Raw genomic sequence first — 24799 nt, forward strand, 5'->3', positions numbered from 1 at the left:
AATTCTATTACCGCAATGATTCAGGGATATCCGCTCCGGTGCCGGCAACGCCGCGTCACCCCTCGGCGTGGCTCCCCCCATCCCAGCGCGCCCGGTCCATGCGCAGGGTGAACAGCGCGAGCCGGTCGCCCCAGGGGGCGGTCCGCTCCTCGATGGCGACCGGGACGAAGCCCAGCGCGGCATAGAGAAGAAGCGCCGGCGTGTTGGTGTTGAAGCAGCGCAGCAGCAGCTCCGGCAGGCCGTGATGGCCGAAGGCGCGATCCATCATCACGCCGACCAGATGCTTCGCCACCCCCGTCCGGCGCGCCCAGGGCGCCACGCTGACGTTGCCCAGGCTGGCGCTGCGCCCTTCCTCGAAGGTCGCGAAGTTCGCATAGCCGGCCACCTCACCGTCGCTCAGCACCACCGTAGGATCGCGGCGCACGGCCAGGGATTCCCGGACCTGGTCCGGCGTCAGCGGCCACGCCGCGCGCGGGAACAGGAAATACAGCTCCTCCCGGTCGCGGGGGAACCGGCAGATGCGCGGGATGTCGGCTTCGGCCAGAGGGCGGTGGCGGTGGCAATGGCCGTGGGCGGTGACGGACATGAGGCTTAGCATCGGGGCGCTCCAAACTTGTGCGCGCTAGAATAAGTATCAAGGCAAACAACTCAAGCGGCATCCGGCCACCGTCCCATGTCCCCGCCGCCCAGCAGCCTTGCCGTTCCGGCACGGGGCTTCTATGGTTCGCGGCATGATCCACACGCTTCCCGAACTGGCCGCCCGTCTGGGCCGGGGCCAGCGCCTGCTGGGCCTCGACGTCGGCACCAAGACCGTCGGCATGGCCGTGTCCGACCCGAACCTCGTCGTCGCGTCGCCCATCGGCACGCTGAAACGCACGAAGTTCACCCAGGACGCCCGCGAGCTGTCGCGGACGCTCCGCGATTACGGGATCGGCGGGCTGGTGATCGGGCTGCCCCTGAACATGGACGGGTCGGAGGGGCCGCGCGCCGAATCCACCCGCGCCTTCGCCAAGAACCTGATGGAGCGGCCCGACCTGCTGGGCTGGGACGCCGAGATCGCCTTCTGGGACGAGCGGCTGTCCACCTCCGCCGTGGAACGTTTCATGATCGGCGAGGCCGACATGACCCGCAAACGCAGGGACGAGGTGGTGGACAAGATGGCCGCCGCCTACATCCTTCAGGGCGCGCTGGACGCGCTCGCCCACATCCGCAGGATGGAACAGGAGCGGGAGCGGGCGGAACGGGACGACGAGGACGTCCCGGACGAAAATTGACCGCCCCGCCATGGCGACCTTCGCGGGCGCGCTGGTGCCGATCTTCCTGCTGATCCTGTTCGGGCAGGGTCTGCGGCGCGGCGGGCTGGTCGCCGATCCGGTCTGGGCAGGGATCGACCGGATGACCTACTTCCTGTTCTTCCCCTGCCTGATCGTGAACGAGCTGGCCCGCGCCGATCTGGGGCGGATCGCCGCGCTGCCCATGGGGACGGCGATGGCCGCCGGCGTTCTCGCCGCGGCGGGTCTGGTTCTCGCCCTGCGCCGTTCCATCGGGCTGGACGGCCCGGCCTTCAGCTCCGTCTTCCAGGGGGTCATGCGCCCCAACACCTATGTCGGCCTGGCCGCCGCCAGCGCGCTCTACGGCGCGGAAGGGCTGACCCTGACCGCGGTGGGGATCGCCGTGGTGGTGCCGCTGGTCAACCTGCTGTGCGTCCCGGCCATGGTGCGTTACGGGCGCGGCGCCGGAAGCACCGGCGCCGCAGCCGTGGCGAACGGAATCGTCCGCAACCCGATCATCATCGCCGTCGCTCTGGGGGCGGCGTTGAACGCGGGCGGGCTGGGGCATCTGCCGGTGATGGGCGACGTCGTGGCCATCCTGGCCCGCGCCGCCCTGCCGGTGGGCCTTCTGTCGGTGGGCGCCGGGCTCGACCTCGGGGCGGCGCGGGGGGCCGGGATGGGGGTGGCCCTGTCCGCCGCCCTCAAGCTGCTGGTGGTTCCCGGCCTGACCGCCGCCGCGGGGCTGGCCCTCGGGCTCGGCGGTCCGATGCTGACCGTGGCGGTGCTGTTCAACGCCCTGCCCTGCTCCGCCAGCTCCTACGCGCTGGCCCGCCAGATGGGGGGCGACCACAGGCTGATGGCCGGGATCATCACGGTGCAGACCCTGCTGTCGGCGCTGACCCTTCCCCTCGTCCTGGCGCTGGCGGGATAGCGGTCAGGGCGGCTCCGGCGCGCCTTGCGGGAAGCGCTCCAGCCCGTCGTCGATGGCGTAATAATCCGCCTTGTCCGCCACATGGATGTGCCGCAGCGTCGTCAGCCCGGTCGGCTGGTCCAGGCTTCCGGCGGCGATGTCCAGCAACGCCTCCCCGTCGCCCTTCCAGAACAGCGACGAGCCGCAGCGCGCACAGAACCCCCGCTGCGCCTTCGCCGAGGAGCGGTACCAGGACAACGTGTCCTGCGCATCGATCACCACCGCCTCGCGGGGGATGGTGATGTAGGCGCCGAAATGGCCGTGGAAGCGCCGGCACTGCCCGCAGTGGCAGTTCACCACCCCCATGGGCCGCTCGGTCACCCGGTACCGGACGCCGCCGCACAGGCAGCCGCCGGTCAGAACCTCCTTGTCGCTCATCGGCCCGCTCCCGTCCGTTTCTTCAAAAAAGGTCCGGCGGTCCCGTTCCCAGGGCCGCGTCAGCCCTGCCAGAAGGGCTTGTCGGCCTCGGTCGCCGCGTCGGCGCGGGACAGGCCGATGTCCTGCAACAGATGATCGGGCAAAGCCTCCAGCGCGCGGCGCTGGCGCCGCCGCTCGCTCCAGGTCGCCACCATGTCGAACAGGACGACCAGCGCGCCGCCGATCCCCTCGCCGGTCCGCGCGCTCGTGTCCGTGCGGGTGTTCACGCCGCTCTTCATGCTCTGGGCCATGACCGCGTCTCCTCTTGCTTCCGGTTGCCGTCGAAGCGTTCCGCCCGACGTTCCGAACTGTGTTCCGTGGCTGGAGGATGGGCCACCCGGTCCTTGCGCACAAACGATGCTTTCTCATAGTTTGGATTAGGAAAACTAATCCGAAGTCCGCTTCCCGGAGGCACCCGCATGTCCCGCCGCCTGCCGCCGCTGAACGCGCTGCGCGCCTTCGAATCCGCCGCCCGCCACCTGTCCTTCACCAAGGCGGCGGAGGAGCTTCACGTCACCCAGGCCGCCGTCAGCCACCAGATCAAGGGGCTGGAGGAATGGCTGGGCATGCCGCTGTTCCGCCGCATGAACCGCGCGCTGATCCTGACGGAGACCGGGCAATCCTATCTGCCGCCGGTGCGCGACGCGCTCGACACGCTGTCGCAGGCGACGGAGCGGCTGTTCCGCATGGACGGGTCCGGCACGCTGACCATCTCCACCATGCCCAGCTTCGCCGCGAAGTGGCTGGTCATGCGGCTGGGCCGCTTCCAGTCCCGCCATCCGGAGCTTGAGGTGCGGCTGCACACCACGCCGCAACTCGTGGATTTCACCCAGCAGGACGTGGACATCGGCATCCGCTTCGGCGCCGGCAACTGGCCCGGCCTGCGCTGCGACCGCCTGATGACCGAGGACATCTACCCGGTGTGCAGCCCCACCCTCCTGACCGGCCCCCGCCCCCTGCGAAGCCCGGAGGATCTGCGCCACCACACGCTGCTGCACGACGATTACTTCATCACCTGGGGCACCTGGGGCGAGGCCGCGGGAGTCGGCGGGCTGGACCACGCCCGCGGCCCGCGCTTCGATGACTCGGCGCTGCTTCTCCAGGTGGCGGCGGAGGGCGGCGGCGTGGCCCTGGCGCGCGGCGTGCTGGTGGCGGACGACGTCGCCTCCGGACGGCTGGTCCGGCTGTTCGACGTCCATCTGCCGGGCAACTACGCCTATTACGTCGCCGCCCCGCCCCATTACTTCTCGCGCCCCAAGGTCAAGGCGTTCCGCGACTGGCTGTTCGAGGAAGCCGCCGCCGACCCCGCCGCCGGCCACAGCCGGGCCTTGTCCGCCGCCGAGTCCGTCACAACCTTTTCCCAAGACGCCCGCCCAGACGCCTGAACGGGAAAGGTTGCGCCATGATGCCCGCCCGCCCATTCGCCCTCGCCGCCCTGCTGTCCGCTTCATTGGCATGGCCCGCCGCCGCCCACCATGGCTGGGGCGGCTACGATTCCGGGCAGGTGCTGACGCTGACCGGCACCGTGCAGCAGTTCGCCTTCGACAACCCGCACGCCATGCTGAACCTCCAGGCGGACGGCAAGGTCTGGCACGTCGTGCTCGCCCCGCCCAGCCGCATGAGCGCGCGCGGTCTTCCCGCCGGCACCATCACGCCCGGCCAGACGGTGACCGTGGTCGGCTACCCGGCCAAGTCCGACCCGGCGGAACTGCGGGCGGAGCGCATCACCGCCGCCGGCAAGACCGTCGAGCTGCGCTGACGGCCCCCGCCCATGGATCACGATCTGGGTCCCACCGGCCCCGGCTGGCTCGTGGCGCTTGAGACGTCCGGGCTCGGCGAGTCGCTGCGGCAGTCGATCTGGCTCTACCCGCTGGTCGAAATCGCGCACATCCTCGGATTCGCGCTTCTGGTGGGGTCGATCCTGGCCTTCGACCTGCGGCTGATGGGGGTGCGGGCGCCGCTGCTGCCGGCGGACACGCTGTCGCGGCTGCTCCTGCCGGTCGCCGTGGCCGGGTTCGCGCTGGCGGTGCCCACCGGCCTCCTCCTCTTCACCACCGAGGCGACGGCGCTGGCCCGCAACCCGGCCTTCCTCGCGAAGCTCGCGCTGATCGGGCTCGCGCTGCTGAACATCATCGCCTTCCACGCCCTCGCCGGGCGGCGCATCGCGGGCTGGAGCCTGTCGGACCGGCCACCGCCGGGCGCCCGTTTCGCCGGTGCGGCATCGCTCGCGCTGTGGGTCGCCGTCCTGGCCTGCGGGCGGCTCATCGCATACGTGTAGCGAAAGCCATAGGGCGCGCTTGCGGGCGTCCGGGACCGCTCCTATAGTCCCGGCCCATGACCGGATCGCCCCATTCCACGACGGTTTTCCCGCACCGCCACCTCCTTGGCATCGAGGGGCTGACGGCTGGCGAGATCACCACCATCCTCGACCTGGCCGACGGCTATGTCGAGCAGAACCGCCAGCCTTCGAAGAAGTCGTCGCTCCTCGACGGGCGGACGATCGTGAACCTCTTCTTCGAGAACTCGACCCGCACCCGCACCAGCTTCGAGCTGGCCGGCAAGCGGCTCGGCGCCGACGTGATCAACATGTCGTCGGACGGCAGCTCGGTGAAGAAGGGCGAGACGCTGATCGACACGGCGATGACGCTGAACGCCATGCACCTCGACGCGCTGGTGGTCCGCCACGCCGATTCGGGGGCGGTGAAGCTGCTGGCCGACAAGGTCAACTGCTCGGTCATCAACGCCGGCGACGGCCACCACGAGCACCCGACGCAGGGCCTGCTGGACGCGCTGGCGATCCGCCGCCGGCTGGGGAGCCTGGACGGGCTGATCGTGGCGATCTGCGGCGACATCCTGCACAGCCGCGTCGCGCGCTCGAACATCCACCTGCTGAACGCCATGGGCGCGCGGGTGCGCTGCGTTGCGCCGCCGACGCTGATCCCCTCGCAGATCGACCGGCTGGGCGTCGAGGTGCACCACTCCATGGCGACCGGCCTGAAGGACGCCGACGTGGTGATGATGCTGCGCCTCCAGACAGAGCGGATGAGCGGCCAGTACGTCCCCTCGACCCGCGAGTACTTCTATTTCTACGGCCTGGATTACGAGAAGCTCGCCGTGGCGAAGCCGCACGCGGTGGTGATGCACCCCGGCCCGATGAACCGCGGCGTCGAGATCGATTCGGAGGTCGCCGACGACCTCAAGCGCTCCATGATCCTCGATCAGGTGGAGCTGGGCGTGGCCGTCCGCATGGCCGTGCTCGACCTTCTCACCAAAGACCGCCGGGGCACCGATGCCTAACGCCAACGCCCGCGTCGCCTACCGCAACGCCCGCCTGCTCGACCCCGCCAGCGGCCTGGACCAGCGGGGCGATCTGCTGACCGAAGGCGCGAAGATCGCCGATTTCGGCCCGTCCCTGTTCGCCGGCGGCGTGCCGGAGGGGATCGAGGTGGTGGACCTCCAGGGCCAGTGCCTCGCCCCGGGCCTCGTGGACATGCGTGTCCTGATCGGCGAGCCGGGCGACGAGGAAAAGGACACCATCAAGAGCGCGTCGCGCGCCGCGGTGGCCGGCGGCATCACCGCCATGGCCCTGCTGCCCAACACCGACCCGGTGACCGACGAGGTGGCGAGCCTGGAGTTCATCGCGCGGCGCGCCCGCGAGGTGCGTCTGGTCAAGGTCTTCGCCTATGCCGCCGCGACCCGTGGGACGGACGGCAACGAGATCACCGAGATGGGGCTGCTGTCCCGTGCCGGGGCCGTGGCCTTCACCGACGGCACCAAGGCCATCGCCAGCGCCAAGGCGATGCGCCGCGCGCTCAGCTACGCCCGCACCTTCGACAAGCTGATCGTCCAGCATCCGGAGGAACCGAGCCTCGCCAGCGGCGGCATGATGAACTCGGGCGAGCGCGCCACCCGCCTCGGCCTCGTCGGCATCCCGCGGGAGGCCGAGATCATCATGATCGAGCGCGACCTGCGCCTGCTGGAGCTGTCCGGCGGACGGCTGCACTTCGCCCACATCTCGACCGGCGAGTCGGTAGACCTGATCCGCCGCGCCAAGGCGCGCGGGCTGAAGGTCACCTGCGACACCGCCCCGCATTACTTCGCCCTGACCGAGACGGACGTCGGCGATTACCGCACCTTCGCCAAGGTCTCCCCGCCGCTGCGCGGCGAGATGGACCGGCGCGCCATCGTGGAAGGTCTGGCCGACGGCACCATCGACGCCATCGCGTCCGACCACATTCCGCAGGATCAGGACGAGAAGCGCCTGCCCTTCGCCCAGGCCGCCTTCGGCGTGATCGGGCTGGAGACGCTGTTCCCGCTGACCCTGGAACTGGTGCACAAGGGCGCCATGCCGCTGCTGAAGGCGCTGGCGTGCGTGACCGTGAAGCCGGCGGAGATCCTGGGCCTGCCGCTGGGCCGCATCGCCAAGGGGGCGCCCGCCGATCTGACCGCCTTCGACCTGGAGGTGCCGTGGAAGGTGGATGTGACGGCCTTCAAGTCGAAGTCCAAGAACAGCCCCTTCGAGGACCGCCCCGTCCAGGGCCGTCCGCTGCGCACCGTGGTGGACGGGCGCACCGTCTGGCAGTTCGAGGGCTGACGCGGTGACGTTCCTCATTCCGGCCCTCATTCCGGCCCTCGTTTCGGCGCTGCTCGGCTATCTGCTGGGCTCGATCCCCTTCGGGCTGGTGCTGACCCGGCTGGCCGGCCTGGGCGACATCCGCAAGATCGGGTCCGGCAACATCGGCGCCACCAACGTGCTGCGCACCGGCAACAAGCCGCTGGCCGCCGCCACCCTGATCCTGGACAGCGGCAAGGGCGCCATCGCCGCCCTGCTCGCCCACGCCTGGGCGGGGCCGGAGGCCGCGGTCTTCGCCGCGGGCGGCGCCATGCTGGGCCACAGCTTCCCGGTCTGGCTGGGCTTCAAGGGCGGCAAGGGGGTCGCGACGGCGCTCGGCGTGCTGCTGGCGGTGTCCTGGCCGGTCGGCGTGATCGCCTGCGCGACGTGGCTGGCCATGGCCTACCTGTTCCGGATCTCCTCGCTGTCCGCCCTGACCGCTCTGGGCCTCAGCCCGATCGCCGGCTGGTTCTTCGGCGGGCCGCTGGTGGCGGGGCTGTGCCTGTTCATCGCAGGATTGGTCTATGTCCGCCACGCCGCGAACATCCAACGCCTGCTGAAGGGCGAGGAGCCGAAGATCGGGGCCGGCAAGAAGCAAGCCTGAAGGCGGCCCCGACCCGCTCAGGCCCGCGGAAACACCTCTTCCATCGCCGTCAGCAATTCCCCCGCCAGGACGGGCTTCTTCAGGATCACCAGCGGGCCGCACTCCCCGTCCTGCAACGCCGCGGTGCCCTCCGCGGGCGGGGACGCGGACAGGACGACGATGGGCAGGTCGGGCTGGTCGAGGCGCAAACGCCGGATCATCCGCTCGCCGTCCAGCCGGGGCATCACCAGATCGGTGATGAGCGCGTCGAAGGCCCCATCGGCCAGGGCGCGCAGCCCGGCCTCCCCATCCGTCACGGTGGTGACCGTGCATTGGGCCATTTCCAGCATGCGAGCCATCGCCATGGCGGTGAGCGAATCGTCCTCCACGAGAAGAATCTTGAGCGGCCTCGCAAAACGCACCGGTAACCTCCTAAGGTGGTGGACGGGTCGACACTTTCCACGAACGCCGGTTGTTTCGCTGCTGCAAAAAAGTGTAGCGGACCTCGTTATCTAGGACGCCGGTTTCACAGTGCCAGAGGGCGGCCCCCGACGGGAGGGCTTCGAAAAGGCCGTGACCGAACCCGCGCCACGGGTCTTGCGGCGGCTGGACCATCGGTATTGCGGGTCGTCGGCGATCAGGTGCAGATGGTCGGAGATGCGGTTGCGCTCCAGCCAGCCGACGGTCGCCTCCAGCTCCGCCAGGGTCATCTCCGACCGTGCCTTGCCCATGCAGCGCTTCAGCACGGCGTTGTAGGTGTGGTAGCTGACCGGCCCCTCGGCGACGAGGTTGTTGTCCTGGTCCTCGATCACCTGGGCGGCGACGATCTGGCCGATGCGCTGGCGCAGATGGTGCTCCAGCACGCTGGGGGTGCGCGGTTCGCGCTCCGCAGCTTTTCCGCCCGTCCCGTGGGGCGGCGGGCTGCCGAAGTCCGGGCCGGGGGCGACCACGGCGAAACGCAAGGCCGTCGCGTTGGATTCCAGCGGAATGATCTCCGGCTCCGCGTCCGCCGTCCGGTCGAAGGGCAGTTCGTGCTGGCGGCGGGTCTTCACCATGGCCCGCGTGCCCTGCTGGGTCTCCACCATCTGGCGGAACCGCTCGAACAGCGCGTCGGAGGGGTGATAGATCAGCGCCCTCTGCTGCTCGTAGGCGCCGGCGTGGGGGTCCACGCGGGTGGCCCGCGCGATGGCCTGCTCCAGCCAGGGGCGGGAGCGGATGTGCGTCAGGCAGGCGACGTGCGAGATGGCCGGTGCGTCCAGCCCCTCATAGGCCATGGCGACGGAGACCAGCACGGCGGGTTCCGGGCGCAGGCGGAAGGCGGCCACCACCTCCTGCGCGTCGCGCCGTTCGGAAATGGCGATCTGCGCCATGCGCCCGGCCTGCGCGCCGGGCATCCAGCCGCGCAGCGTGTCCAGGTAGTTGCGCGCGGTCTCCTGATCCGGCGCGATCACCAGCAGCTTGCCCAGTCCAGCGCCATCATGACCGTTCCCCGCCGCCCGCCGCTTCGCCCGGTGTTCCCGGCAGGAGCGGTAGGCTTCGCGCAGCATGGCCTGGGCGAAGCCGGTGCGCAGCGCCGTGAACAGGGCGTCGCGCGTGTTCTCTCCGGCACGGGACAGCGCATCGACGCTGCGCGTCGTCCGCTCGGCGTCCAGCCATGTGGCGGAACCGTCCATGGCGCCGAAGGTCACCGGCAGGATGGCTTTCTCGGCCAGCGCCTGACGGCGGGAATAGCCGACGATGGCCCAGCCCGGCGCCTTGAAATCGATCTCCCGCACCCGCCGGACGCCCTGCGGGGCGCGGTAGGGCAGCCACAGAATGGGACGCCCGTCCGCCCGCTCCAGCGTGCCGCTCATCAGCAGCCGGGCGGCAGCGCTTTCCAGGAGCGGCAGGATCGACCGGCTCCAGGAGGTCTCGTCCTCCGCCGCGGTCGCCGTGTCGGTGTCGAAGACGGCGGGCAGATGGTGCAGTTCGTCCACCGCCAGCAGGTAGCGGTGGCGGCGGAACTCCTGAAGATGCAGGCCCGGGGCCGCGGCGACGGCCTGATAGGTGGTGACGTAGCCCTGAAGCCCGCGGCAGGGATCGCGCCCGTTCTCCGCCGCCCGCAGCGCGATCCCGTGGCCGAGCGCCTCGCGCCAGCGCGGGTCGGCGAAGGCTTCCTCCGCCTGCCGGCGCAGGCTGTCGCGCGGCACGATCCAGCAGATGCGGTCGATCAGCCCGGCACGCATCAGCGCCGCTCCCATGATGACCGGCAGCAGGGACTTGCCCCCACCCGGCGTCACCGCGGCCAGAACGTCCCGCACCTCCGTCTGCCGCTGCGCGATGGCCGCGGCGATGCCGGCGACCATGGTCTGGTGGCTCCTCAACGCTGGCATGCCGGCCTGTCGCCCCTTCCCCACGGTTTCCGCGCTACGGACCGGCAAGCCTAAGGTGCGGGGAGTCGCCGGGTCACGGATTCAATCGTAGGTAGACATCCTCCGGAAGAGGGGGGCTGTTCGCCAAAGGAACCCGAAGGAGTGGCGCCCGGCGCGCTTCCGTCTGGGCGAGGGCGGGGCTTCGTGGTACACGAATTGTTCCAACAAGAAAGCCAACGAGGGCACAAGAGATGAGCACCCGTCCGCAGGCGGTTTCCACCCAGCATGTCGAGAACGAGCGCACCCGGGTCACCGAATGGCGTCTGGTTCCGGGGGCCGAGACCGGCGCCCATGTGCACGGCTATGACTATGTGATCGTGCCGGTCACGGCGGGCGCCTTCACCATCGTCGATCCCGAAGGCACCGCCCGCCAGTTCCCGCTGGAGCCGGGCCGCTCCTACTTCCGCAAGGCCGGCGTCAGCCACAACGTCATCAACGACGGCGACAGCGACATCGTCTTCGTCGAGGTCGAGTTCCTCCAGCCCGGCTGATCGTCAAGGCGCAATCGAACCGAGCGATGAACCGCGGCTCCACCATGTTCGACTATGGCCAGGACGGCGACGAGCCGCTTCCCGACGCCGTCATCCGCACCGGCGGGCCGCGGTCCGTTCAGCACCTCCTGCTGTCCCTGTCGCCGGAAAACCCGCTCTACCTCTACGCCGACGCGGCGGACGCGGGGGGCGGGGCCTATTACCGGGACTCCCGCGAGATCTGGCAATCGCTGGCCGATGGCGACGGGCAGCGCTGGCGCTGGTTCGTCGGCAGCCAGGGCCGCGTCGTGGAGGCCGCCCCCGGCGACGTGCACGGCCTGCGCCGCGCCGCGCCGGTCGCGCTCACCATCACATGGTACAGCCTGCCCGACCGCGAGAGCGTCGGGCGGGTGCGCAACGCCCTGCGCGCCATCGGCGCCACCTGCAGCCGCGGCCCGGCGGGCTGATGGCCACCCACGCCGCTCCGGCGTGAACGCATGGGCGCCATGTCTTTTCGGAATCCCTCTTGATCAGGCTTGGATTGTGTGCCCGCGACTTTCGTCCTAATGTTAGGAACCAGGAATCCGGGAGCATCCGACAGAGTGGCCGTCATCGAGGCACAGCCGTTGCGCGTTCACACGCCCTGTGCCGCATCGCCCGTCTTGCGGTGACCGTCCATGATGGCCTCCTCCCACATGATCGTCGGCGGAGCGGCGTGGTTCTACGCATCGGCGCGTTTCGGCCTGCCCTTTGACGCGGTGGCCTTCGGGGCGGCGGTGGTCGGATCGCTGGCGCCGGACATCGACCACCCCAAATCGACCCTGGGCCAATTGATGCGGCCCCTGTCCAACCTGATCTCCGCGATCTTCGGGCACCGCGGCATCACCCATTCGACGCTGGCCATCGCCGGATGCCTGTGGGTTCTGCACGAGTATGCGGACTACTCGCACCTGACCCTGCCCTTTCTGATCGGCTACCTCACCCATTTGGCGGGCGACCTGCTGACCCCGGCGGGACTGCCGCTGCTCTGGCCGGTCAAGCGGCGGCGGAACTTCGCGCTGCCCATCCTGAAGACCGGCGGCTTCTCCGAACAGCTGGCGGTCACGCTGCTGGCCGGATGGATGATTTCCGGCCTGTTCCCGGGCTCCTGGCCGGATCTGCCCTTCGACCGCCTGCCCTTCGACCGTCTGGTGGCGGTGGAGCGGCCATGGCGCTCCGCCGTGGTCGCCGCGCAGGGTTTCCTCGGCGAGGAAGGCCGGGAGCGCAGCGCACCCCCCATCCCCGCCCGCAAGCCCCCGGAACCGGCAGCGCCCGGACGGAGCCGCCCGCTGAAAGGCTGAACCGCTGACGCAAAGGCCGTTACCGCAGGGATTGTGTGATAAATGTTACGGTCAATAGGTTACCCCAAGTCTACGCTGTGCCGATTCCGTCACATTTCGTCATAGAGACCGTCAAATTTCATCTTTGTCACCGTTTAGTGATTCGTTAGGCTTTTTAGGCACATCCTAGGGACCATATCCGATCGGTCTTCGATTGAATTTCCACACGCTTCGCGCGGATGGGTCCGACCATGGCAAAGCTCCGGATGTCGAAAGAGACGCAGACTGGCGAAGGCGTTCCGCCCGACGCGGTGGCGGCGATGCCCGTCCATCTGGCCCTGCCCGACCTGCCCGGCGGACAGGACAAGAGCCTGAAGCGTGTGTCCGACGTGCTGGCCCCGCTGGACCACGTCCAGAAGCTTCAGCTCTACAAGATGATCCGTGACGGGTATCTGGAGGACATGGCCGAGCCGGTCGCCCAGATGCTGGTCACCATGCTGAACGGACGGCGGTCGGAGCACGCGCGCCGCGTCTGGACCGGCCTGTTCGACGCGCTGATCCTGCGCGACGACTCCGTGCTGAGCAGCGGGGTCCGGCTGGCCGGCGCGGTGCATCTGGCGGACGTCAGCGCCTGGTGGTTCGCCCTGGCGCCCCGCATGGAACCGCAGGTCGGCCGCGTTCAGGAGACGGTGGCCCGGCTCGCCAAGGAACAGCCGCTGAACGAGATCTTCGCCTCCGCCGAGGCGCAGAGCTGGGCGGACGACCTGCGCCAGCGCAGCCTCGCCGTGCTGGCCCGTCTGCGCGCCACACCGGCGGAGACGACCGCCTTCCTGTCCGAGGTGTCGGGCTTCCGCGCGCAGATGTTGAAACGCCACGGCATCCGCCAGCGCGAAGGCGTCTCCCGCACCGAACTGGAGCGGATGGAAACGATCCTCCAGGCGGCCCCCGCCTGGGCGGACCAGCCGCTGACCTCGCTGCTGCGCGGCGATCCGGTGCGTCTGGCGCTGGACATGGCGCGGCGCGGCGATTGCAGCCGCGACGGGGCCGCCATGTTCGCCGTGGCCGGCCTGCACCGGCACGACGATGCCGCTCTGGCGGCACGCCTGTACGAAACCTTCCCGGTGCCCGTGGCGAAGGACGCGATCATCGGACGCCTGCTGGTGGCCGCGGAGACGCTGAAGGCCACGCTGACCGGCAGCTTCCTCAGCAAGCCCGGCCTTCTGGTGGCCGACGCGGTGGACGACCGCGACCACCCCTCGTCCCAGTTGAAGCATTTCCTGGCGTGGTACGACGCCGTCCACGCGCTGGAGCTGGACACGACCGACCGCGAACGCAACATGGTCCATCAGGCGTTCCGGGAGTTGAGCAACGCGGTGCACGAGGATCTCGCCCCCGTTCTGGCGCGGCGGATCGAGGCGCTGACCATGCACAGCGTCCTTGAACCGCTGATGGAGCGCGTGCGTTTCGTCAACGAGTTCCAGGCGCAGTTGGCGCGGCGCGGCATCGTGTCGTCCGGCAAGCCGTGGCGGGCCGAGGATGGCAACCATGTCGCGTCGGTGTTCCGCCGCCTGTCGTCCACCGGCTCCGCGGACGGGCTGAAGACGCTGGGGCAGCTTGCCGAACTGGCCGAGATGCTGAGCTATCCCATCGAGATCACCGCGCTGGACATCGCCCTGGCCGGCGTGATCGAGGCCGCCCTGCGGCAGCAGAGGACCTTCGACGCTTGCGAAACCCGCCTGATCGACCGGGTGATCGCCGTGTCCAGCGACGAGCGCAGGCGCTGCCGCTGGTGGGTGGCACCGGAGGTCGTCACCCTGCTGGACGCCGCGGAGAAATCCGGTATCCCCGGTACGGCGCCCAGGCGCTGACGTCGGCCCCCGGTTTGCCATCCCCCCGTCGTGACCTCTCTACGCCCGACATTCCCGCGCAACACGGCGCCCTTGACGGCGTGCCGCCCGACGCCTAGCTTTCCAGCCATGACGACGCGCACGCACAGCATCAGCCGCTATTATACGCTGCTCCCATAGGGCGGCGCGTTCGGTCTTGACCACAGGAACCATGCCGCCGCGGACCGGCGGCATGTGCTTCGACAGATGATCTCCGGGACGCGGCTCTTCCCTTCCGGAGATTTTTCGATATGGCGAACCCCGCCGCTTCCAGCCCCTTCCAATCCGATTTCCTGCGCGTGCTCGACGAGCGCGGGTTCCTGCATCAGGGCAGCGACCTGTCGGGCCTCGACGCCCTGCTGCGCCAGGGGCCGGTCGGCGCCTACATCGGCTTCGACGCCACGGCGGACAGCCTGCATGTCGGGCATCTGATGTCGATCATGGTGCTGCGCTGGTTCCAGAAGACCGGCAACCGGCCCGTCGTGCTGATCGGCGGCGGCACCACGCGCATCGGCGACCCCAGCTTCCGCGACACCAGCCGCCCCATGCTGGACGACGCGCAGATCGCCGCCAACATGGCCGGCATCGGGCGGGCTTTCGGTCCATACCTGACCTTCGGGAATGGCGCGACGGATGCCGCCATGGTCAACAACGCCGACTGGCTGGACGAGTTGCGCTACATCCCCATGCTGCGCGACATCGGGCGGCACTTCACCGTCAACCGGATGCTGAGCTTCGATTCCGTCAAGCTGCGGCTCGACCGCGAGCAGCCGCTGACCTTCCTGGAGTTCAACTACATGATCCTCCAGGCTTTCGACTTCCTGGAGCTGTCGCGCCGCCACGGCTGCCGGCTGCAAATGGGCGGGTCGGACCAGTGGGGCAACATCGTCAACGGGATCGAGTTGGCCCGCCGCGTCGACGGGACGGAGCTGTTCGGCCTGACCACCCCGCTGCTGACCACCGCGTCCGGCGCCAAGATGGGCAAGACGGCGGCGGGTGCCGTGTGGCTGAACGCCGACCGGCGCAGCCCGCACGACTTCTGGCAGTTCTGGCGCAACACGGAGGACGCGGACGTGGGCCGCTTCCTGCGCCTGTTCACCGAACTGCCGCTGGACGAGATCGCCCGGCTGGAGGCGCTCCAGGGCTCGGAGATCAACGAAGCCAAGAAGATCCTGGCCCATGAGGCGACCGCCCTCTGCCACGGGGCGGAGGCCGCGGCCCAGGCCGGGGAGACCGCCCGCCGCGTCTTCGAGGAGGCCGGGGCCGGCGGCGGCCTGCCCATGGTGGAGGCCGCCCGCGCCGACCTCGCCGCCGGCGTCCGGCTGGCCGATCTGCTCGCCGCCGCCGGTCTGGCCGAATCCAAGGGGGCGGCGCGCCGCCTGATCCGCGACGGCGGGGCGCGGGTGAACGGCACCCCCATCACCGACGAGGCGGCGCTGCTGACCCTGGCCGACCTGGACGGCGAGGGCCTCATCCGCCTGTCCGCCGGGCGCAAGCGCCATGCGCTGGTCCAGGCCCGATAGAGGGGCGACGGGGGAGCGGGGGCGCCCTCAGCGCCCCCCGGCCTCGGCCACCACCTGCTTCAGGTGATGGGACGACACCGGTTTGTGCAGGATCGCGAAGCCGCTGCGCTGGGCCTCCACGATGCGTTCGGGGGCGGTGTCGCCGGTCAGGATGATGCTGGGGATCGGCGTCCGGCAATGGGCGTGGATGGCGCGCAGGGCCTCCGGCCCGGTCTTGCCGTGGCGCAGCCGGTAATCGGCCAGGATCACGTCGGGCCGGCGCCCGGCCTCGTCCAGCAGGCGGATCGCCTCGTCCTCCGCGGTGGCGGCGATGACCTCGTAGCCCCAACCCTCCAGCATCGCGCGCAGGCCCATCAGGATGATGACCTCGTCGTCGATGATCAGGACGAGCCGGCTCCCGCCGCCCTCGGTCCTGCCGACCGCGGGAACCGCCGCCGCGGCGGGACGCGGGGGTTCGGCGGCGGGCACGGTGACCAGGAAGATGGACCCGTTGCCGGGCCGCGACCGCAGGGCGACGGGATGGCCCAGCAGCGCGCACAGCCGCCGCACGATGGCGAGTCCGAGGCCCAGCCCCTTCTCCCGGTCGCGCTCCGGGTTGCCGAGCTGGGTGAACTCCTCGAAAATGTCCTCCTGCCGGTCCGGCGGAATGCCGATGCCGCTGTCGCACACCGCGATGTGGAAGCGGCGGCGCGACCGCCGCACGCCCAACAGCACCCCACCCCGCCCGGTGTAGCGCAGCGCGTTGTCCAGCAGGTTCCGGATGACCCGCTCCAACAGCATGGGGTCGCTGCGCGCATGGAGCGAGGTCGGGACGATGCGCAGGCTCAAGCCGCGCCGCGCCGCCTCCGGCGCGTATTCGGCAGCAAGGCGTTCGAAGATGGGCTGGATCGGCACGATCGTGGCCACCGGTTCCACCACTCCGGCGTCGAGCTTCGAGATGTCCAGCAGCCCGTCGAGCAGGCGTTTCAGCGCCTCCAACGCCTGCTGCATCGTCTTCAGCGTGCCGTGGCCGGGGCCGCCGCGGGTCTGCTCGTCCAGGGCGGAGGTGAGGAAGAACAGCGACTGCACCGGCTGGCGCAGATCGTGGCTGGCCGCGGCCAGGAAACGCGACTTCGCCCGGTTGGCCCGTTCCGCCTGATCCTTGGCCCGGCGCAGCGCCGACTCGGTGCGCTTGCGCTCGGTGATGTCGCGCAGGATGGCGGTGAAGAAGCGCTCGCCGCCGTCGCTCCAGGCGGACAGCGACAACTCCAGCGGGACCGCCAGCCCGTCGCGGCGGCGCCCCTCCACCTCGCGCGCGGCGCCGTGCGCCTGCTTGTCCGGATCGCGTGTTTCCGGGATGAGGCCGCCCGGAATCAGCCGGCGCACGTCGGACCCCACGGCGTCGGCGGGGGTATGGCCGAAGATCCGCTCCGCCCCGCGGTTGAAGGTGTGCACCGTGCCGTTCGCGTCCACCAGAAGGATGGCGTCGGCGGCGGTCTCCAGCAGGGAGCGGTGGCGCTCCACCGCCTGCCGGATGGCGCGTTCGTCCTGCTTGCGGCGGGTCACGTCCTGGGCATAGACGGCCAGCCGGTCGCCGGTGGCGAACAGGCGCAGCGCGTGCCATTCGCCGCAGCCGTCCAGCCGGACTTCGAATTCCTCCGGCTCCCGCCGGTCGAGCGCGTCGCGGAAGCGCTGGGCGAAGGACTCCACGGCGCCCGGAGGCAGCAGGGCGACGAAGACGAGGCCCTGCAGGTCTCCGCCGTCGCCGAACAGCCGGGCCGCCTTCTCGTTGGCGAAAGTCACGCGGCCCTCGCAGTCCAGTTCGACCACCGCGTCGGTGGAAGCGGCGAGGATCGCGGCCATGCGGTGCTCGGCGGCATGGGCGGCGTCACGGGCGCGCTCCCGCGCCTGAAGCTCCTCGGCCATGAAATCGAAGGCACGGCCCAGCGCGCCGATTTCGGACCGGTCGTCCGGGCGACCGATCCGCGCGTCCCGGTCCCCGGCGCTCCAGCGCTCCACCACCCGTTTCAGCCGGGCCACCGGGCGCAGCACGAAGAGGCGCACCCCGACCCAGGCCGCGGCCAGCGACAGCGCGGCGGCCAGCGCCAGCAGGAAAGCGCTCCGCTCCGCCGCCGCGGTGACGGGGCGCAGCGCCTCCGCCCGGTCCAGCCCGACCGCCAGGAACAGGTCGCGGACCGGGTGGCTCACCGGAGCGTAGGCCAGGATCCGCGGCTCCCCGTCCAGCCCGGAGAGTTCGGCGACGCCTTCGGCGGGCGCCCGCAGCAGACCCATCAGCGGCTCGGGCAGCGGCTTGCCCACCCGCTGGTCCTCGCCGCCGGGGAAGCGGCCAAGCAGCGTGCCGTTGCGGTCGGCCAGCACCAGCATGGCGTTCGGCGGCAGCGGCTTCTCCGCCAGATAGTCGCGCAGCCACCCGGCGTCCAGCGAGATGGACACCACCCCGGCCATCCGGCCCGCCGCGTCGGTGTAGGGCGCCGCAAAGGGCAGCACAGGGCGCCCGTCCAGCCGCCGGACGGCGTAATCGCCGATCACGAACCCCTGCCCGAACAGCGCCATGCGGATGTGCGACAGGGTCGCCACCCCCTGGCCGTTCAGCCGGGCGTCGCTGGCGCAGCGGATGGAGCCGTCGAGATCGGTCAGGGCGATGCCCCTCACCCGCGGCAGACGGCCGCGCAGACGGCCCAGGATGGTCGAGCACTGCTGCGGGTCGGTGGCCAGTCGCGGCGCCATTTCGGCCACCGTCACCAGCACGCCGCGCATGCCGTCCACGACGCGCTGCTGCTCGTCCTGGATCAGCGTCAGAAGGCGGCGGGCCTCCGCCTCGGCCTGCCGCTCCCCCGCTTCGATGGCGGTCAGGCTGTTGTGGGCCAGGATGCCGATGGCCGGCAGGCTGGCGAGAAGAACGAGCAGGACAAGGCGTGTGAGAATGCTCATCGGCGGCCCGGAAACAGCACGGCGGAAAGGGACGGCAATACCCTGCACTTCCCAAGGAACGGACGGTGTCCCCGGGTCCGATGCACGCCGTCATACCCGTGGCAGCGGTGCCCCGCTACCCCTCCGGCCACATCCTTACCTTGCATTTACCAAATGGAGCGACGGCCCTCAATCGACTATTTCGCATACGAATCATAACGGAGCCGGAGCATCGGCTTTCCGAGGCTCCGGCGCCGCAGCGCCGACCGCCCGTTCTCAGGCCGTCCCGGTGATGGTTTCGACGCTGCCGTCCAGCGCCATCAGCAGCAGTTCCACGCCAAGGTCGGGGTGCCGCTGCCTGATCTCGGCGCCCAGCGCGCGGAGCTGCGCCGCATGGACGGCGGTTTCCTTCTCCGGGTCCGACACCGCGTCCGGCCCCAGGAAGACGCGGTAGGCACCGCAGTCGCGGTGGTCCATGACGATCACGCGCTTGATGTGGTGCAACTGCTTGGCCACCGCCACATGGTCCCAGAACGCCTCGCCCCACGCCTTCTTCTTGTCGGTCAGGGCGCCCAGCGACGCGCCGGCCAGGATCACATGGTCGTAGTTGTTGGTCATTCCGCGCCCGTCCATGTAACGGGCGGTGTCGTCCACCAGCCGGTAATCCATGCAGGAGAGCAGCAGCGCCTCCACCTCCCCGCCGGCGCGGGCGGTGCCGGGAATCAGGGGGGCCATCAGCGTGGCACCGGCGCCCAGAGCGGCGATCTTCAGAAAGGCGCGGCGCGAATTGTGGGGCATGCCCCCGCAGCAGCCATGGCCGTGACCGGATTCGTTCTGCATGGAATCCCCTCCGCGTTGAGGTTTGTGGAGCGATGTGCCCGATTTGGATGTCACACACCCTCTCGCCACACGCAACATCACGCAAGGGGAATTCTTTTCACAGAACAAAATAGAACGAATTGATCACACTTCTATTTTGAATGTTTCCTCATCCGACAGGCAGCGCCAAAAAGAAACGGGCCGCTCCCCTCGTGGGGAACGGCCCGTTCGGCATGGTGCTGCCGGTGTTTCGCTGCCGGTATCAGCCGCGGGTGCTGCCCGGTGCCCGGTCGCCGGTGGCAACCGTGTCGCTGGCCGGCTTCTGCGTTCCGGCGCTGGCGCTGTGGCTGGACGAGCATTCCGCGCTGGCGATCCCCGCCGTCAGGAGGGCGGCGAGACCGAACAGAACGGCTACCGGCTTGGCTCCATGAGACATTGGATCACCTCCTTTCAGAATTGTTGACCACCGCAACAGCATGTGAGGATGATCCGGCGCGAGTCAACGCCTTATACCGCCCGTACAGGCCGGCACAACCGAACGGCCGCGGGCGTCGGCAGGGCGCGTCACTGCTTCAGCGTCTGCACCTGTTTGCTGGCGTCCCCGTTGCCCGCCTCCAGGGCGAAGCGCTCGGCCAGATGGTCGGCCACGCGGCTGCTGACGAAGCCGCGGATGTCGCCGCCCAGCCGCCCGATCTCCTTCACGAAGCGGGAGGAGATGAACTGGCTCTTTTCCGAGGCCATCAGGAACATGGTCTCGATCTTCGGATTCAGGCGGGCGTTCATGCCCGCCATCTGGAACTCATACTCGAAGTCCGACACCGCCCGCAGGCCGCGGATGATGACGGTGGCGTTCACCTCCACCGCGAAATGCATCAGCAGCGTGTCGAAGGCCCGCACCTCGATGCTGGCCCCGCCGTTGTTCAGGGCGGCAATGTCCTCCCGGACCATCGCCACCCGCTCGTCCGTGGAGAAGAGCGGGCCTTTGCCGGCGTTGCGGGCGACGCCGACGATCAGGTGATCGACCAGACGCGAGGCCCGCTGGATGATGTCCATATGCCCGTTGGTGATCGGGTCGAAGGTGCCGGGATAGACACCGATGCGGCGCTTGGCCATAGGAGTACCTTCCGCCTTTTCTTATTCGATCGTGTCCCCGGCGCCGGCATCGCCACCGCCGGCATCGTCCCCGGCAGCGTTCGGATCGCCACCGTTCAAACCGCCGCCCAGGCCGCCGCCCAGACCGCCGTTTCCGTTGCCGTTGGTGTCGTCGTCCTCCGCGATGGACGCGACGGAGACCACGCGCTCCTCCGCCCCCACGCGGAACAGGGTGACGCCCAGCGTCTTGCGGCCGGCGATGCGCACGTCGTGGATCGGCATGCGGATGACCTGACCGCCGTTGGTGACCATCATCACCTGATGCGTGTCCTCCACGGGGAAGGCCGCGACGATGGCACCGTTGCGGTCGCCCATCTCCATGTTCCAGATGCCCTGGCCGCCGCGGCCGGTCACCCGGTACTCGTAGGAGGAGGTGCGCTTGCCATAGCCGCGCTCGGTCACGGTCAGCACATACTGCTCCTGCCGCTTCAACTCCTCGTAGCGTTCGGGGCTGAGCGTGACGGACTCGGTCGGCACCTCGTCGGCCTCCGGCGCCGCCTCGCCTTCCATGTCCACGCCTTCCTCGCGCTTCCTCTTCAGGAAGGCGGCGCGCTCCTCCGGCGTGGCGTTCACATGGTGCAGCGTGGTCATGGAGATGACCTCGTCGCCGTCGGCCAGACGGATGCCGCGCACGCCGGTCGAGGTGCGGCCCGCGAAGACGCGCACGTCGGCCACCTCGAAACGGATGCACTTGCCGCCGCCGGTGGCCAGCAGGACGTCGTCCGCCTCGGAGCAGGTGCGGACGGCGATCAGACGCTCGCCCTCCTCCTCCAGCTTCATGGCGATCAGGCCGTTGGAGCGGATGTTGGCGAAGTCCGACAGACGGTTGCGCCGCACGTTGCCCTTCGACGTGGCGAAGACGACGTGCAGGTCCGCCCACACGGCCTCGTCCTCCGGCAGCGGCAGGACGGTGGTGATCGTCTCGCCGTCGATCAGCGGCAGCAGGTTCACGAAAGCCTTGCCGCGCGCCTGCGGGTTGCCCAGCGGCAGGCGGTAGACCTTCAGCTTGTAGACCATGCCGCGGGACGAGAAGAGCAGCAGCGGCGTGTGGGTGTTGGCGACGAACAGGTCGCTGACCGCGTCCTCCGCCTTCATCGACATGCCCGAGCGACCCTTGCCGCCGCGCTTCTGCGCGCGGTAGGTGGACAGCGGCACGCGCTTCACATAGCCGGACTGGCTGACCGTGACGACCATGTCCTCGCGCTGGATCAAGTCCTCGATGTCGGCCTCGAACTCCAGCTCCTGGATCTCGGTGCGGCGCGGGGTGCCGAACCGCTCCTTCATCTCCACGAGTTCCTCGCGGAGGATACCCAGCAGCTTCACGCGGTTGGCCAGAGTCTCCAGGTAATCGGCGATCTGGTCGGTGACGTCCTTCAGCTCGGCGCCGATCCTGTCGCGCTCCAGCCCGGTCAGGCGGTGCAGGCGCAGATCCAGGATGGCGCGGGCCTGCTCCTCCGACAGCCGGTAGGTGCCGTTCTCCGACACGCCGCGGCCCGGTTCGTCGATCAGCGCGATCAGCGGGGCGACGTCCAGCGCCGGCCACTCGCGCTCCATCATCTGCTCGCGCGCCCAGACGGGGTCCGGGGCGCTGCGGATCAGCGCGATCATGGCATCCAGGTTGGCGACGGCGACGGCCAGACCGACCAAGGTGTGCGCGCGCTCGCGCGCCTTGCCCAGCAGGAACTCGGTGCGCCGGGTGATGACCTGTTCGCGGAACCGGACGAAGGCCGCGATGATGTCCTTCAGGTTCATCAACTCCGGACGGCCGCCGTTCAGCGCCAGCATGTTGACGCCGAAGGAGGTCTGGAGCTGGGTGTGGCGGAAGAGCTGGGCCAGCACCACGTCGGGCACGGCGTCGCGCTTCAGCTCGATCACCACGCGCACGCCGTCACGGTCGGATTCGTCGCGCAGGTCGGAGATGCCTTCGATCGTCTTGTCGTTGACGACCTCGCCGATGCGCTCCATCAGCTTGGACTTGTTGACCTGGTACGGGATTTCCGTCGCCACGATGGCGAGGCGGTCCTTGCGCACCTCCTCGATCTCGGTCTTGGCGCGGATGATGACCGAACCGCGGCCAGTCATCAGGGCCGAGCGGACGCCCGACCGGCCCAGGATCATGCCGCCCGTCGGGAAATCCGGGCCGGGCACGATCTCCATCAGCTCTTCGACGGTGACGTCGTTGTTGTCGATGTAGGCGCAGCAGGCATCCACCACCTCCCCCAGATTGTGGGTGGGGATGTTGGTCGCCATGCCGACGGCGATGCCGCCCGCGCCGTTGACCAGCAGGTTGGGGAAGCGCGCCGGGACGACCGTGGGCTCCTTGCCCGAATCGTCGTAGTTGGCCTGGAAATCGACGGTGTCCTTGTCGATGTCGTCGAGCAGCGCCTCCGCCGCCTTCGCCAGCCGCGCCTCAGTGTAGCGCATGGCCGCGGGCGGGTCGCCGTCCATCGAACCGAAGTTGCCCTGCCCGTCGATCAGCGGCAGGCGCATGGAGAAGTCCTGCGCCATGCGGACCATGGCGTCGTAGATCGCGCTGTCGCCGTGCGGGTGGTATTTACCCATCACGTCGCCGACGATGCGCGCCGACTTCTTGTAGGGCTTGGTCGAGTCGTACCCGCCCTCCTTCATCGCGTAGAGGATGCGGCGGTGCACCGGCTTCAGCCCGTCGCGGACGTCGGGCAGGGCGCGGCTCACGATCACGCTCATCGCGTAATCGAGATAGGACCGGCGCATCTCGTCTTCGATGGTGACCGGCGCGATGTCGGAGGCGGGAGGAAGGGGCGTCGTGCTCAAGGAGACAAACTCATTCTACGGGCTGCGGCGATGCTCAGAGTCCAACGCTTGCTGTTCAACGGTGGCACTTCCGCACGGCCCTGCGGGCCGCTGCATGTAATATAAGAATTCCTATCAGCTTTCGCATGTGCACACAACGCTCCGGCGGTCCAACGTTCTTTGGCCTTATGCAGGTCAACGGCCTTCGGCCTTTGCTGGCCGGGGGCGGCTCAACAGCGCGAAGCGCAGCGAAAGGACGGTCACGGATACCACACTGGCGATCAGAATTCCCTCAAAAAGACCGCGGGCGCCGCGCTCCAGTCCGAAGGCGAGCAAGGCCGACACCGGAATCATCACCACCGCGTAGGAGATGAAGTGCAAGGCGGTGGGAACCCAGGCGTCGCCGCGCCCGCGCAGCGCGTTCGCCATCACCGTCTGTCCGCCGTCCGCCACCAGGACCCAGGCGGTGAAGGCGATCAGCGGGGCGACTGCGGCAATCAGCGCGGGGTCGGCGCTGTAAATCGAGGCCAGCGTTTCCGGCATCCAGCGGTACAGAACCCCGACTCCGGCCAGGATCAGGCTGGTGACGCCCAGCCCGGTCCAGCCGGCCAGCGCCATGTCCAGCGGGTCGCGCCGGCCATAGGCCACCCCCACCCGCACCGCCGTGGCCGAGCCCAGCCCGACCGCCGCCATGAAGGGCAGAGCCGTCAGGTTCAGCCCGACCGTGTAGGCGCCGAGCGCCAACGGCGAGATCATCCCGGCGAACAGCCCCAGCGTGGCGAAGGCCCCGCTCTCCACCCCCAGGCTGACCCCGGCGGCGTAGCCGAGATGGCGCTGCTTCCGGCTGCCGCGCCACCAGTCGCGGACCGGCTCCCGCACCGCCCAGCGCGCGTGGTCGCTCATGCTCCAGGCGTAGAGGACGAGGCCCAGCCCCATGGCCCAGCGCACCGCGGTGGTCGCCCAGGCCGACCCGACCGCCCCCATCGCGGGGAATCCGGCGTACCCCCAGACCAGCGCCCAGGCCAGCAGGGCGTTCGCCAGATTGCCCAGGATCATCGCCACCATGCTCGGCACGGGCCGTTTCAGCCCCTCCAGAAAGAAGCCGGTGGCAACGTACAGCATCATGCCCGGCATGCCGTAGCCCAGCACCGCCATCACCTCCCCGCCGCCCGCCGCCAGGTCCGGCGACTGGCCGGTCAGGCGGAAGAAGGGCTCCCCGGCCAGCGAGGCCAGGGCGAACAGGATGCCCAGCAGCAGGGCGTAGGGAACGGACCGGCGCCAGGCCCGCCCGCACTCCGCGTCCTGACCGGCGCCCAGGGCGTGGGCGGTCACCGCGACCACGCCCATCATCAGCCCCACCCCGGTGGTGACCAGCAGGTTGGCCGGCAGATGGGCCAGCCCGTAATAGGCCAGTTCCTGCGCGCTGTAGCGGCCGACGATGGCCGTATCCACCGCCATCATGACGACCAGCCCGGCGCGCGAGACGATCACCGGGGCCGCCAGCCGCAGCAGGTCGCCCGCGTGGGTGCGCAGACGGTCGGTCAGGCGAAGGGCGGGAATCGCGCGTTCGGTCATAACAACGGTGCCGGTGGTTCTTTTGAAAGGTCGTCCCCGCCGCGGGCGGAGCCGGCCATCTTGACCTTGCGGCGTACCACGTCAAGTGGCGGCGGATTCTCCTTCCGCC

General features: G+C 69.6%; 24 protein-coding genes. 13 read left to right on the forward strand and 11 right to left on the reverse strand.

The features are described 5' to 3' along the window. Positions 1-55: 55 nt before the first annotated feature. The gene (locus QSG27_RS03425) at positions 56-598 is read right to left on the reverse strand and encodes a GNAT family N-acetyltransferase (RefSeq protein WP_306703747.1); all 543 of its coding nucleotides are present in this window, start codon (positions 596-598) and stop codon (positions 56-58) included. Between the two features lie 133 nt (positions 599-731). Here QSG27_RS03425 and ruvX point away from each other — a divergent pair, with 133 nt between their 5' ends. Together ruvX and QSG27_RS03435 are read left to right on the forward strand one after the other, a co-directional pair. Next, on the forward strand, positions 732-1274 hold the full coding sequence (gene ruvX, locus QSG27_RS03430; RefSeq protein ID WP_306703748.1) for a Holliday junction resolvase RuvX: 543 nt from the start codon (positions 732-734) through the stop codon (positions 1272-1274). Positions 1275-1284: 10 nt separating this feature from the next. Then, the gene (locus tag QSG27_RS03435) at positions 1285-2202 is read left to right on the forward strand and encodes an AEC family transporter (RefSeq protein WP_306703749.1); all 918 of its coding nucleotides are present in this window, start codon (positions 1285-1287) and stop codon (positions 2200-2202) included. A 3-nt stretch (positions 2203-2205) separates the two neighbouring features. Here the strand turns inward: QSG27_RS03435 and QSG27_RS03440 are convergent, their stop codons facing one another. After that, the gene (locus QSG27_RS03440; RefSeq protein ID WP_306703750.1) at positions 2206-2619 is read right to left on the reverse strand and encodes a GFA family protein; all 414 of its coding nucleotides are present in this window, start codon (positions 2617-2619) and stop codon (positions 2206-2208) included. A 59-nt stretch (positions 2620-2678) separates the two neighbouring features. Continuing rightward, the gene (locus QSG27_RS03445; protein ID WP_306703751.1) at positions 2679-2909 is read right to left on the reverse strand and encodes a DUF1127 domain-containing protein; all 231 of its coding nucleotides are present in this window, start codon (positions 2907-2909) and stop codon (positions 2679-2681) included. A gap of 168 nt (positions 2910-3077) precedes the next feature. On the opposite strand from QSG27_RS03445, the gene QSG27_RS03450 reads away from it, so the two are divergent. The 6 genes from QSG27_RS03450 to plsY are packed head-to-tail and all read left to right on the forward strand — an operon-like array spanning position 3078 to position 7874. After that, positions 3078-4043 carry a transcriptional regulator GcvA gene (locus QSG27_RS03450; protein ID WP_306703752.1) on the forward strand — a complete coding sequence of 322 codons (966 nt, stop codon included), beginning with the start codon at positions 3078-3080 and terminating at the stop codon, positions 4041-4043. 17 nt (positions 4044-4060) lie between these two features. Continuing rightward, a complete protein-coding gene (locus QSG27_RS03455) occupies positions 4061-4417 on the forward strand; it encodes a DUF6152 family protein (protein ID WP_306703753.1) in 357 nt (118 codons plus the stop codon). Positions 4418-4429: 12 nt separating this feature from the next. Then, positions 4430-4936 (forward strand): DUF6644 family protein, encoded by a 507-nt coding sequence (locus QSG27_RS03460; protein WP_306703754.1) that lies wholly within the window; start codon positions 4430-4432, stop codon positions 4934-4936. 56 nt (positions 4937-4992) lie between these two features. Next, positions 4993-5955, forward strand: coding sequence for an aspartate carbamoyltransferase catalytic subunit (locus tag QSG27_RS03465; RefSeq protein ID WP_306703755.1), 963 nt, complete (start codon positions 4993-4995; stop codon positions 5953-5955). Continuing rightward, positions 5948-7252 (forward strand): dihydroorotase, encoded by a 1305-nt coding sequence (locus QSG27_RS03470; RefSeq protein ID WP_306703756.1) that lies wholly within the window; start codon positions 5948-5950, stop codon positions 7250-7252. Before QSG27_RS03465 ends, QSG27_RS03470 begins: the two co-directional genes overlap by 8 nt. Positions 7253-7256: 4 nt before the next feature. Then, positions 7257-7874 (forward strand): glycerol-3-phosphate 1-O-acyltransferase PlsY, encoded by a 618-nt coding sequence (gene plsY / locus QSG27_RS03475; protein WP_306703757.1) that lies wholly within the window; start codon positions 7257-7259, stop codon positions 7872-7874. A gap of 17 nt (positions 7875-7891) precedes the next feature. Here plsY and QSG27_RS03480 read toward each other — a convergent pair whose 3' ends face one another. After that, positions 7892-8275: a response regulator gene (locus QSG27_RS03480; RefSeq protein WP_306703758.1), complete on the reverse strand. Its 384-nt coding sequence runs from the start codon at positions 8273-8275 to the stop codon at positions 7892-7894. A gap of 90 nt (positions 8276-8365) precedes the next feature. Continuing rightward, on the reverse strand, positions 8366-10225 hold the full coding sequence (locus tag QSG27_RS03485) for a DEAD/DEAH box helicase (RefSeq protein WP_306703759.1): 1860 nt from the start codon (positions 10223-10225) through the stop codon (positions 8366-8368). Positions 10226-10455: 230 nt separating this feature from the next. Here QSG27_RS03485 and QSG27_RS03490 point away from each other — a divergent pair, with 230 nt between their 5' ends. From QSG27_RS03490 to tyrS, 5 genes are all read left to right on the forward strand, one after another. After that, entirely contained in the window at positions 10456-10755 is a 300-nt protein-coding gene (locus tag QSG27_RS03490) for a cupin domain-containing protein (RefSeq protein ID WP_306703760.1), read from the forward strand. A gap of 26 nt (positions 10756-10781) precedes the next feature. Further along, complete coding sequence (locus QSG27_RS03495) at positions 10782-11201, forward strand: hypothetical protein (protein ID WP_306703761.1); 420 nt, start codon at positions 10782-10784, stop codon at positions 11199-11201. Positions 11202-11411: 210 nt separating this feature from the next. Beyond that, the gene (locus QSG27_RS03500) at positions 11412-12074 is read left to right on the forward strand and encodes a metal-dependent hydrolase (RefSeq protein WP_306703762.1); all 663 of its coding nucleotides are present in this window, start codon (positions 11412-11414) and stop codon (positions 12072-12074) included. A gap of 230 nt (positions 12075-12304) precedes the next feature. Further along, positions 12305-13921: a hypothetical protein gene (locus QSG27_RS03505; protein WP_306703763.1), complete on the forward strand. Its 1617-nt coding sequence runs from the start codon at positions 12305-12307 to the stop codon at positions 13919-13921. Between the two features lie 269 nt (positions 13922-14190). Continuing rightward, positions 14191-15462, forward strand: a complete 1272-nt coding sequence (gene tyrS / locus QSG27_RS03510; RefSeq protein WP_306703764.1) for a tyrosine--tRNA ligase — start codon at positions 14191-14193, stop codon at positions 15460-15462. A gap of 27 nt (positions 15463-15489) precedes the next feature. On the opposite strand, the gene QSG27_RS03515 is transcribed toward tyrS, so the two are convergent. The 6 genes from QSG27_RS03515 to QSG27_RS03540 form a co-directional block, all read right to left on the reverse strand. After that, positions 15490-18393 carry a PAS domain S-box protein gene (locus QSG27_RS03515; protein WP_306703765.1) on the reverse strand — a complete coding sequence of 968 codons (2904 nt, stop codon included), beginning with the start codon at positions 18391-18393 and terminating at the stop codon, positions 15490-15492. Between the two features lie 255 nt (positions 18394-18648). Continuing rightward, positions 18649-19212: a carbonic anhydrase gene (locus QSG27_RS03520; protein WP_306703766.1), complete on the reverse strand. Its 564-nt coding sequence runs from the start codon at positions 19210-19212 to the stop codon at positions 18649-18651. A 241-nt stretch (positions 19213-19453) separates the two neighbouring features. Next, positions 19454-19627 carry a hypothetical protein gene (locus QSG27_RS03525; RefSeq protein WP_167525352.1) on the reverse strand — a complete coding sequence of 58 codons (174 nt, stop codon included), beginning with the start codon at positions 19625-19627 and terminating at the stop codon, positions 19454-19456. A 128-nt stretch (positions 19628-19755) separates the two neighbouring features. Beyond that, positions 19756-20304: a pantetheine-phosphate adenylyltransferase gene (coaD, locus tag QSG27_RS03530; RefSeq protein ID WP_306703767.1), complete on the reverse strand. Its 549-nt coding sequence runs from the start codon at positions 20302-20304 to the stop codon at positions 19756-19758. Between the two features lie 21 nt (positions 20305-20325). Further along, positions 20326-23136: a DNA gyrase subunit A gene (gyrA, locus tag QSG27_RS03535; RefSeq protein ID WP_306703768.1), complete on the reverse strand. Its 2811-nt coding sequence runs from the start codon at positions 23134-23136 to the stop codon at positions 20326-20328. 174 nt (positions 23137-23310) lie between these two features. Continuing rightward, positions 23311-24690 (reverse strand): MATE family efflux transporter, encoded by a 1380-nt coding sequence (locus tag QSG27_RS03540; protein WP_306703769.1) that lies wholly within the window; start codon positions 24688-24690, stop codon positions 23311-23313. Positions 24691-24799 lie beyond the last annotated feature (109 nt).

The organism is Azospirillum isscasi (assembly GCF_030849505.1).
In the GTDB taxonomy this organism is placed as follows: domain Bacteria; phylum Pseudomonadota; class Alphaproteobacteria; order Azospirillales; family Azospirillaceae; genus Azospirillum; species Azospirillum isscasi.

Excerpts from the sequence above, each read along its gene's own strand:
- QSG27_RS03425 (WP_306703747.1), bottom strand. The coding sequence starts at position 598 with ATGCTAAGCCTCATGTCCGTCACCGCCCACGGCCATTGCCACCGCCAC.
- QSG27_RS03460 (WP_306703754.1), top strand. The coding sequence starts at position 4,430 with ATGGATCACGATCTGGGTCCCACCGGCCCCGGCTGGCTCGTGGCGCTT.
- QSG27_RS03505 (WP_306703763.1), top strand. The coding sequence starts at position 12,305 with ATGGCAAAGCTCCGGATGTCGAAAGAGACGCAGACTGGCGAAGGCGTT.
- QSG27_RS03495 (WP_306703761.1), top strand. The coding sequence starts at position 10,782 with ATGAACCGCGGCTCCACCATGTTCGACTATGGCCAGGACGGCGACGAG.
- QSG27_RS03455 (WP_306703753.1), top strand. The coding sequence starts at position 4,061 with ATGATGCCCGCCCGCCCATTCGCCCTCGCCGCCCTGCTGTCCGCTTCA.
- ruvX (WP_306703748.1), top strand. The coding sequence starts at position 732 with ATGATCCACACGCTTCCCGAACTGGCCGCCCGTCTGGGCCGGGGCCAG.
- QSG27_RS03445 (WP_306703751.1), bottom strand. The coding sequence starts at position 2,909 with ATGGCCCAGAGCATGAAGAGCGGCGTGAACACCCGCACGGACACGAGC.
- QSG27_RS03485 (WP_306703759.1), bottom strand. The coding sequence starts at position 10,225 with ATGCCAGCGTTGAGGAGCCACCAGACCATGGTCGCCGGCATCGCCGCG.
- tyrS (WP_306703764.1), top strand. The coding sequence starts at position 14,191 with ATGGCGAACCCCGCCGCTTCCAGCCCCTTCCAATCCGATTTCCTGCGC.
- QSG27_RS03525 (WP_167525352.1), bottom strand. The coding sequence starts at position 19,627 with ATGTCTCATGGAGCCAAGCCGGTAGCCGTTCTGTTCGGTCTCGCCGCC.
- QSG27_RS03500 (WP_306703762.1), top strand. The coding sequence starts at position 11,412 with ATGATGGCCTCCTCCCACATGATCGTCGGCGGAGCGGCGTGGTTCTAC.
- coaD (WP_306703767.1), bottom strand. The coding sequence starts at position 20,304 with ATGGCCAAGCGCCGCATCGGTGTCTATCCCGGCACCTTCGACCCGATC.
- QSG27_RS03465 (WP_306703755.1), top strand. The coding sequence starts at position 4,993 with ATGACCGGATCGCCCCATTCCACGACGGTTTTCCCGCACCGCCACCTC.
- QSG27_RS03435 (WP_306703749.1), top strand. The coding sequence starts at position 1,285 with ATGGCGACCTTCGCGGGCGCGCTGGTGCCGATCTTCCTGCTGATCCTG.
- QSG27_RS03440 (WP_306703750.1), bottom strand. The coding sequence starts at position 2,619 with ATGAGCGACAAGGAGGTTCTGACCGGCGGCTGCCTGTGCGGCGGCGTC.
- QSG27_RS03490 (WP_306703760.1), top strand. The coding sequence starts at position 10,456 with ATGAGCACCCGTCCGCAGGCGGTTTCCACCCAGCATGTCGAGAACGAG.
- QSG27_RS03515 (WP_306703765.1), bottom strand. The coding sequence starts at position 18,393 with ATGAGCATTCTCACACGCCTTGTCCTGCTCGTTCTTCTCGCCAGCCTG.
- QSG27_RS03540 (WP_306703769.1), bottom strand. The coding sequence starts at position 24,690 with ATGACCGAACGCGCGATTCCCGCCCTTCGCCTGACCGACCGTCTGCGC.
- QSG27_RS03470 (WP_306703756.1), top strand. The coding sequence starts at position 5,948 with ATGCCTAACGCCAACGCCCGCGTCGCCTACCGCAACGCCCGCCTGCTC.
- QSG27_RS03450 (WP_306703752.1), top strand. The coding sequence starts at position 3,078 with ATGTCCCGCCGCCTGCCGCCGCTGAACGCGCTGCGCGCCTTCGAATCC.
- QSG27_RS03520 (WP_306703766.1), bottom strand. The coding sequence starts at position 19,212 with ATGCAGAACGAATCCGGTCACGGCCATGGCTGCTGCGGGGGCATGCCC.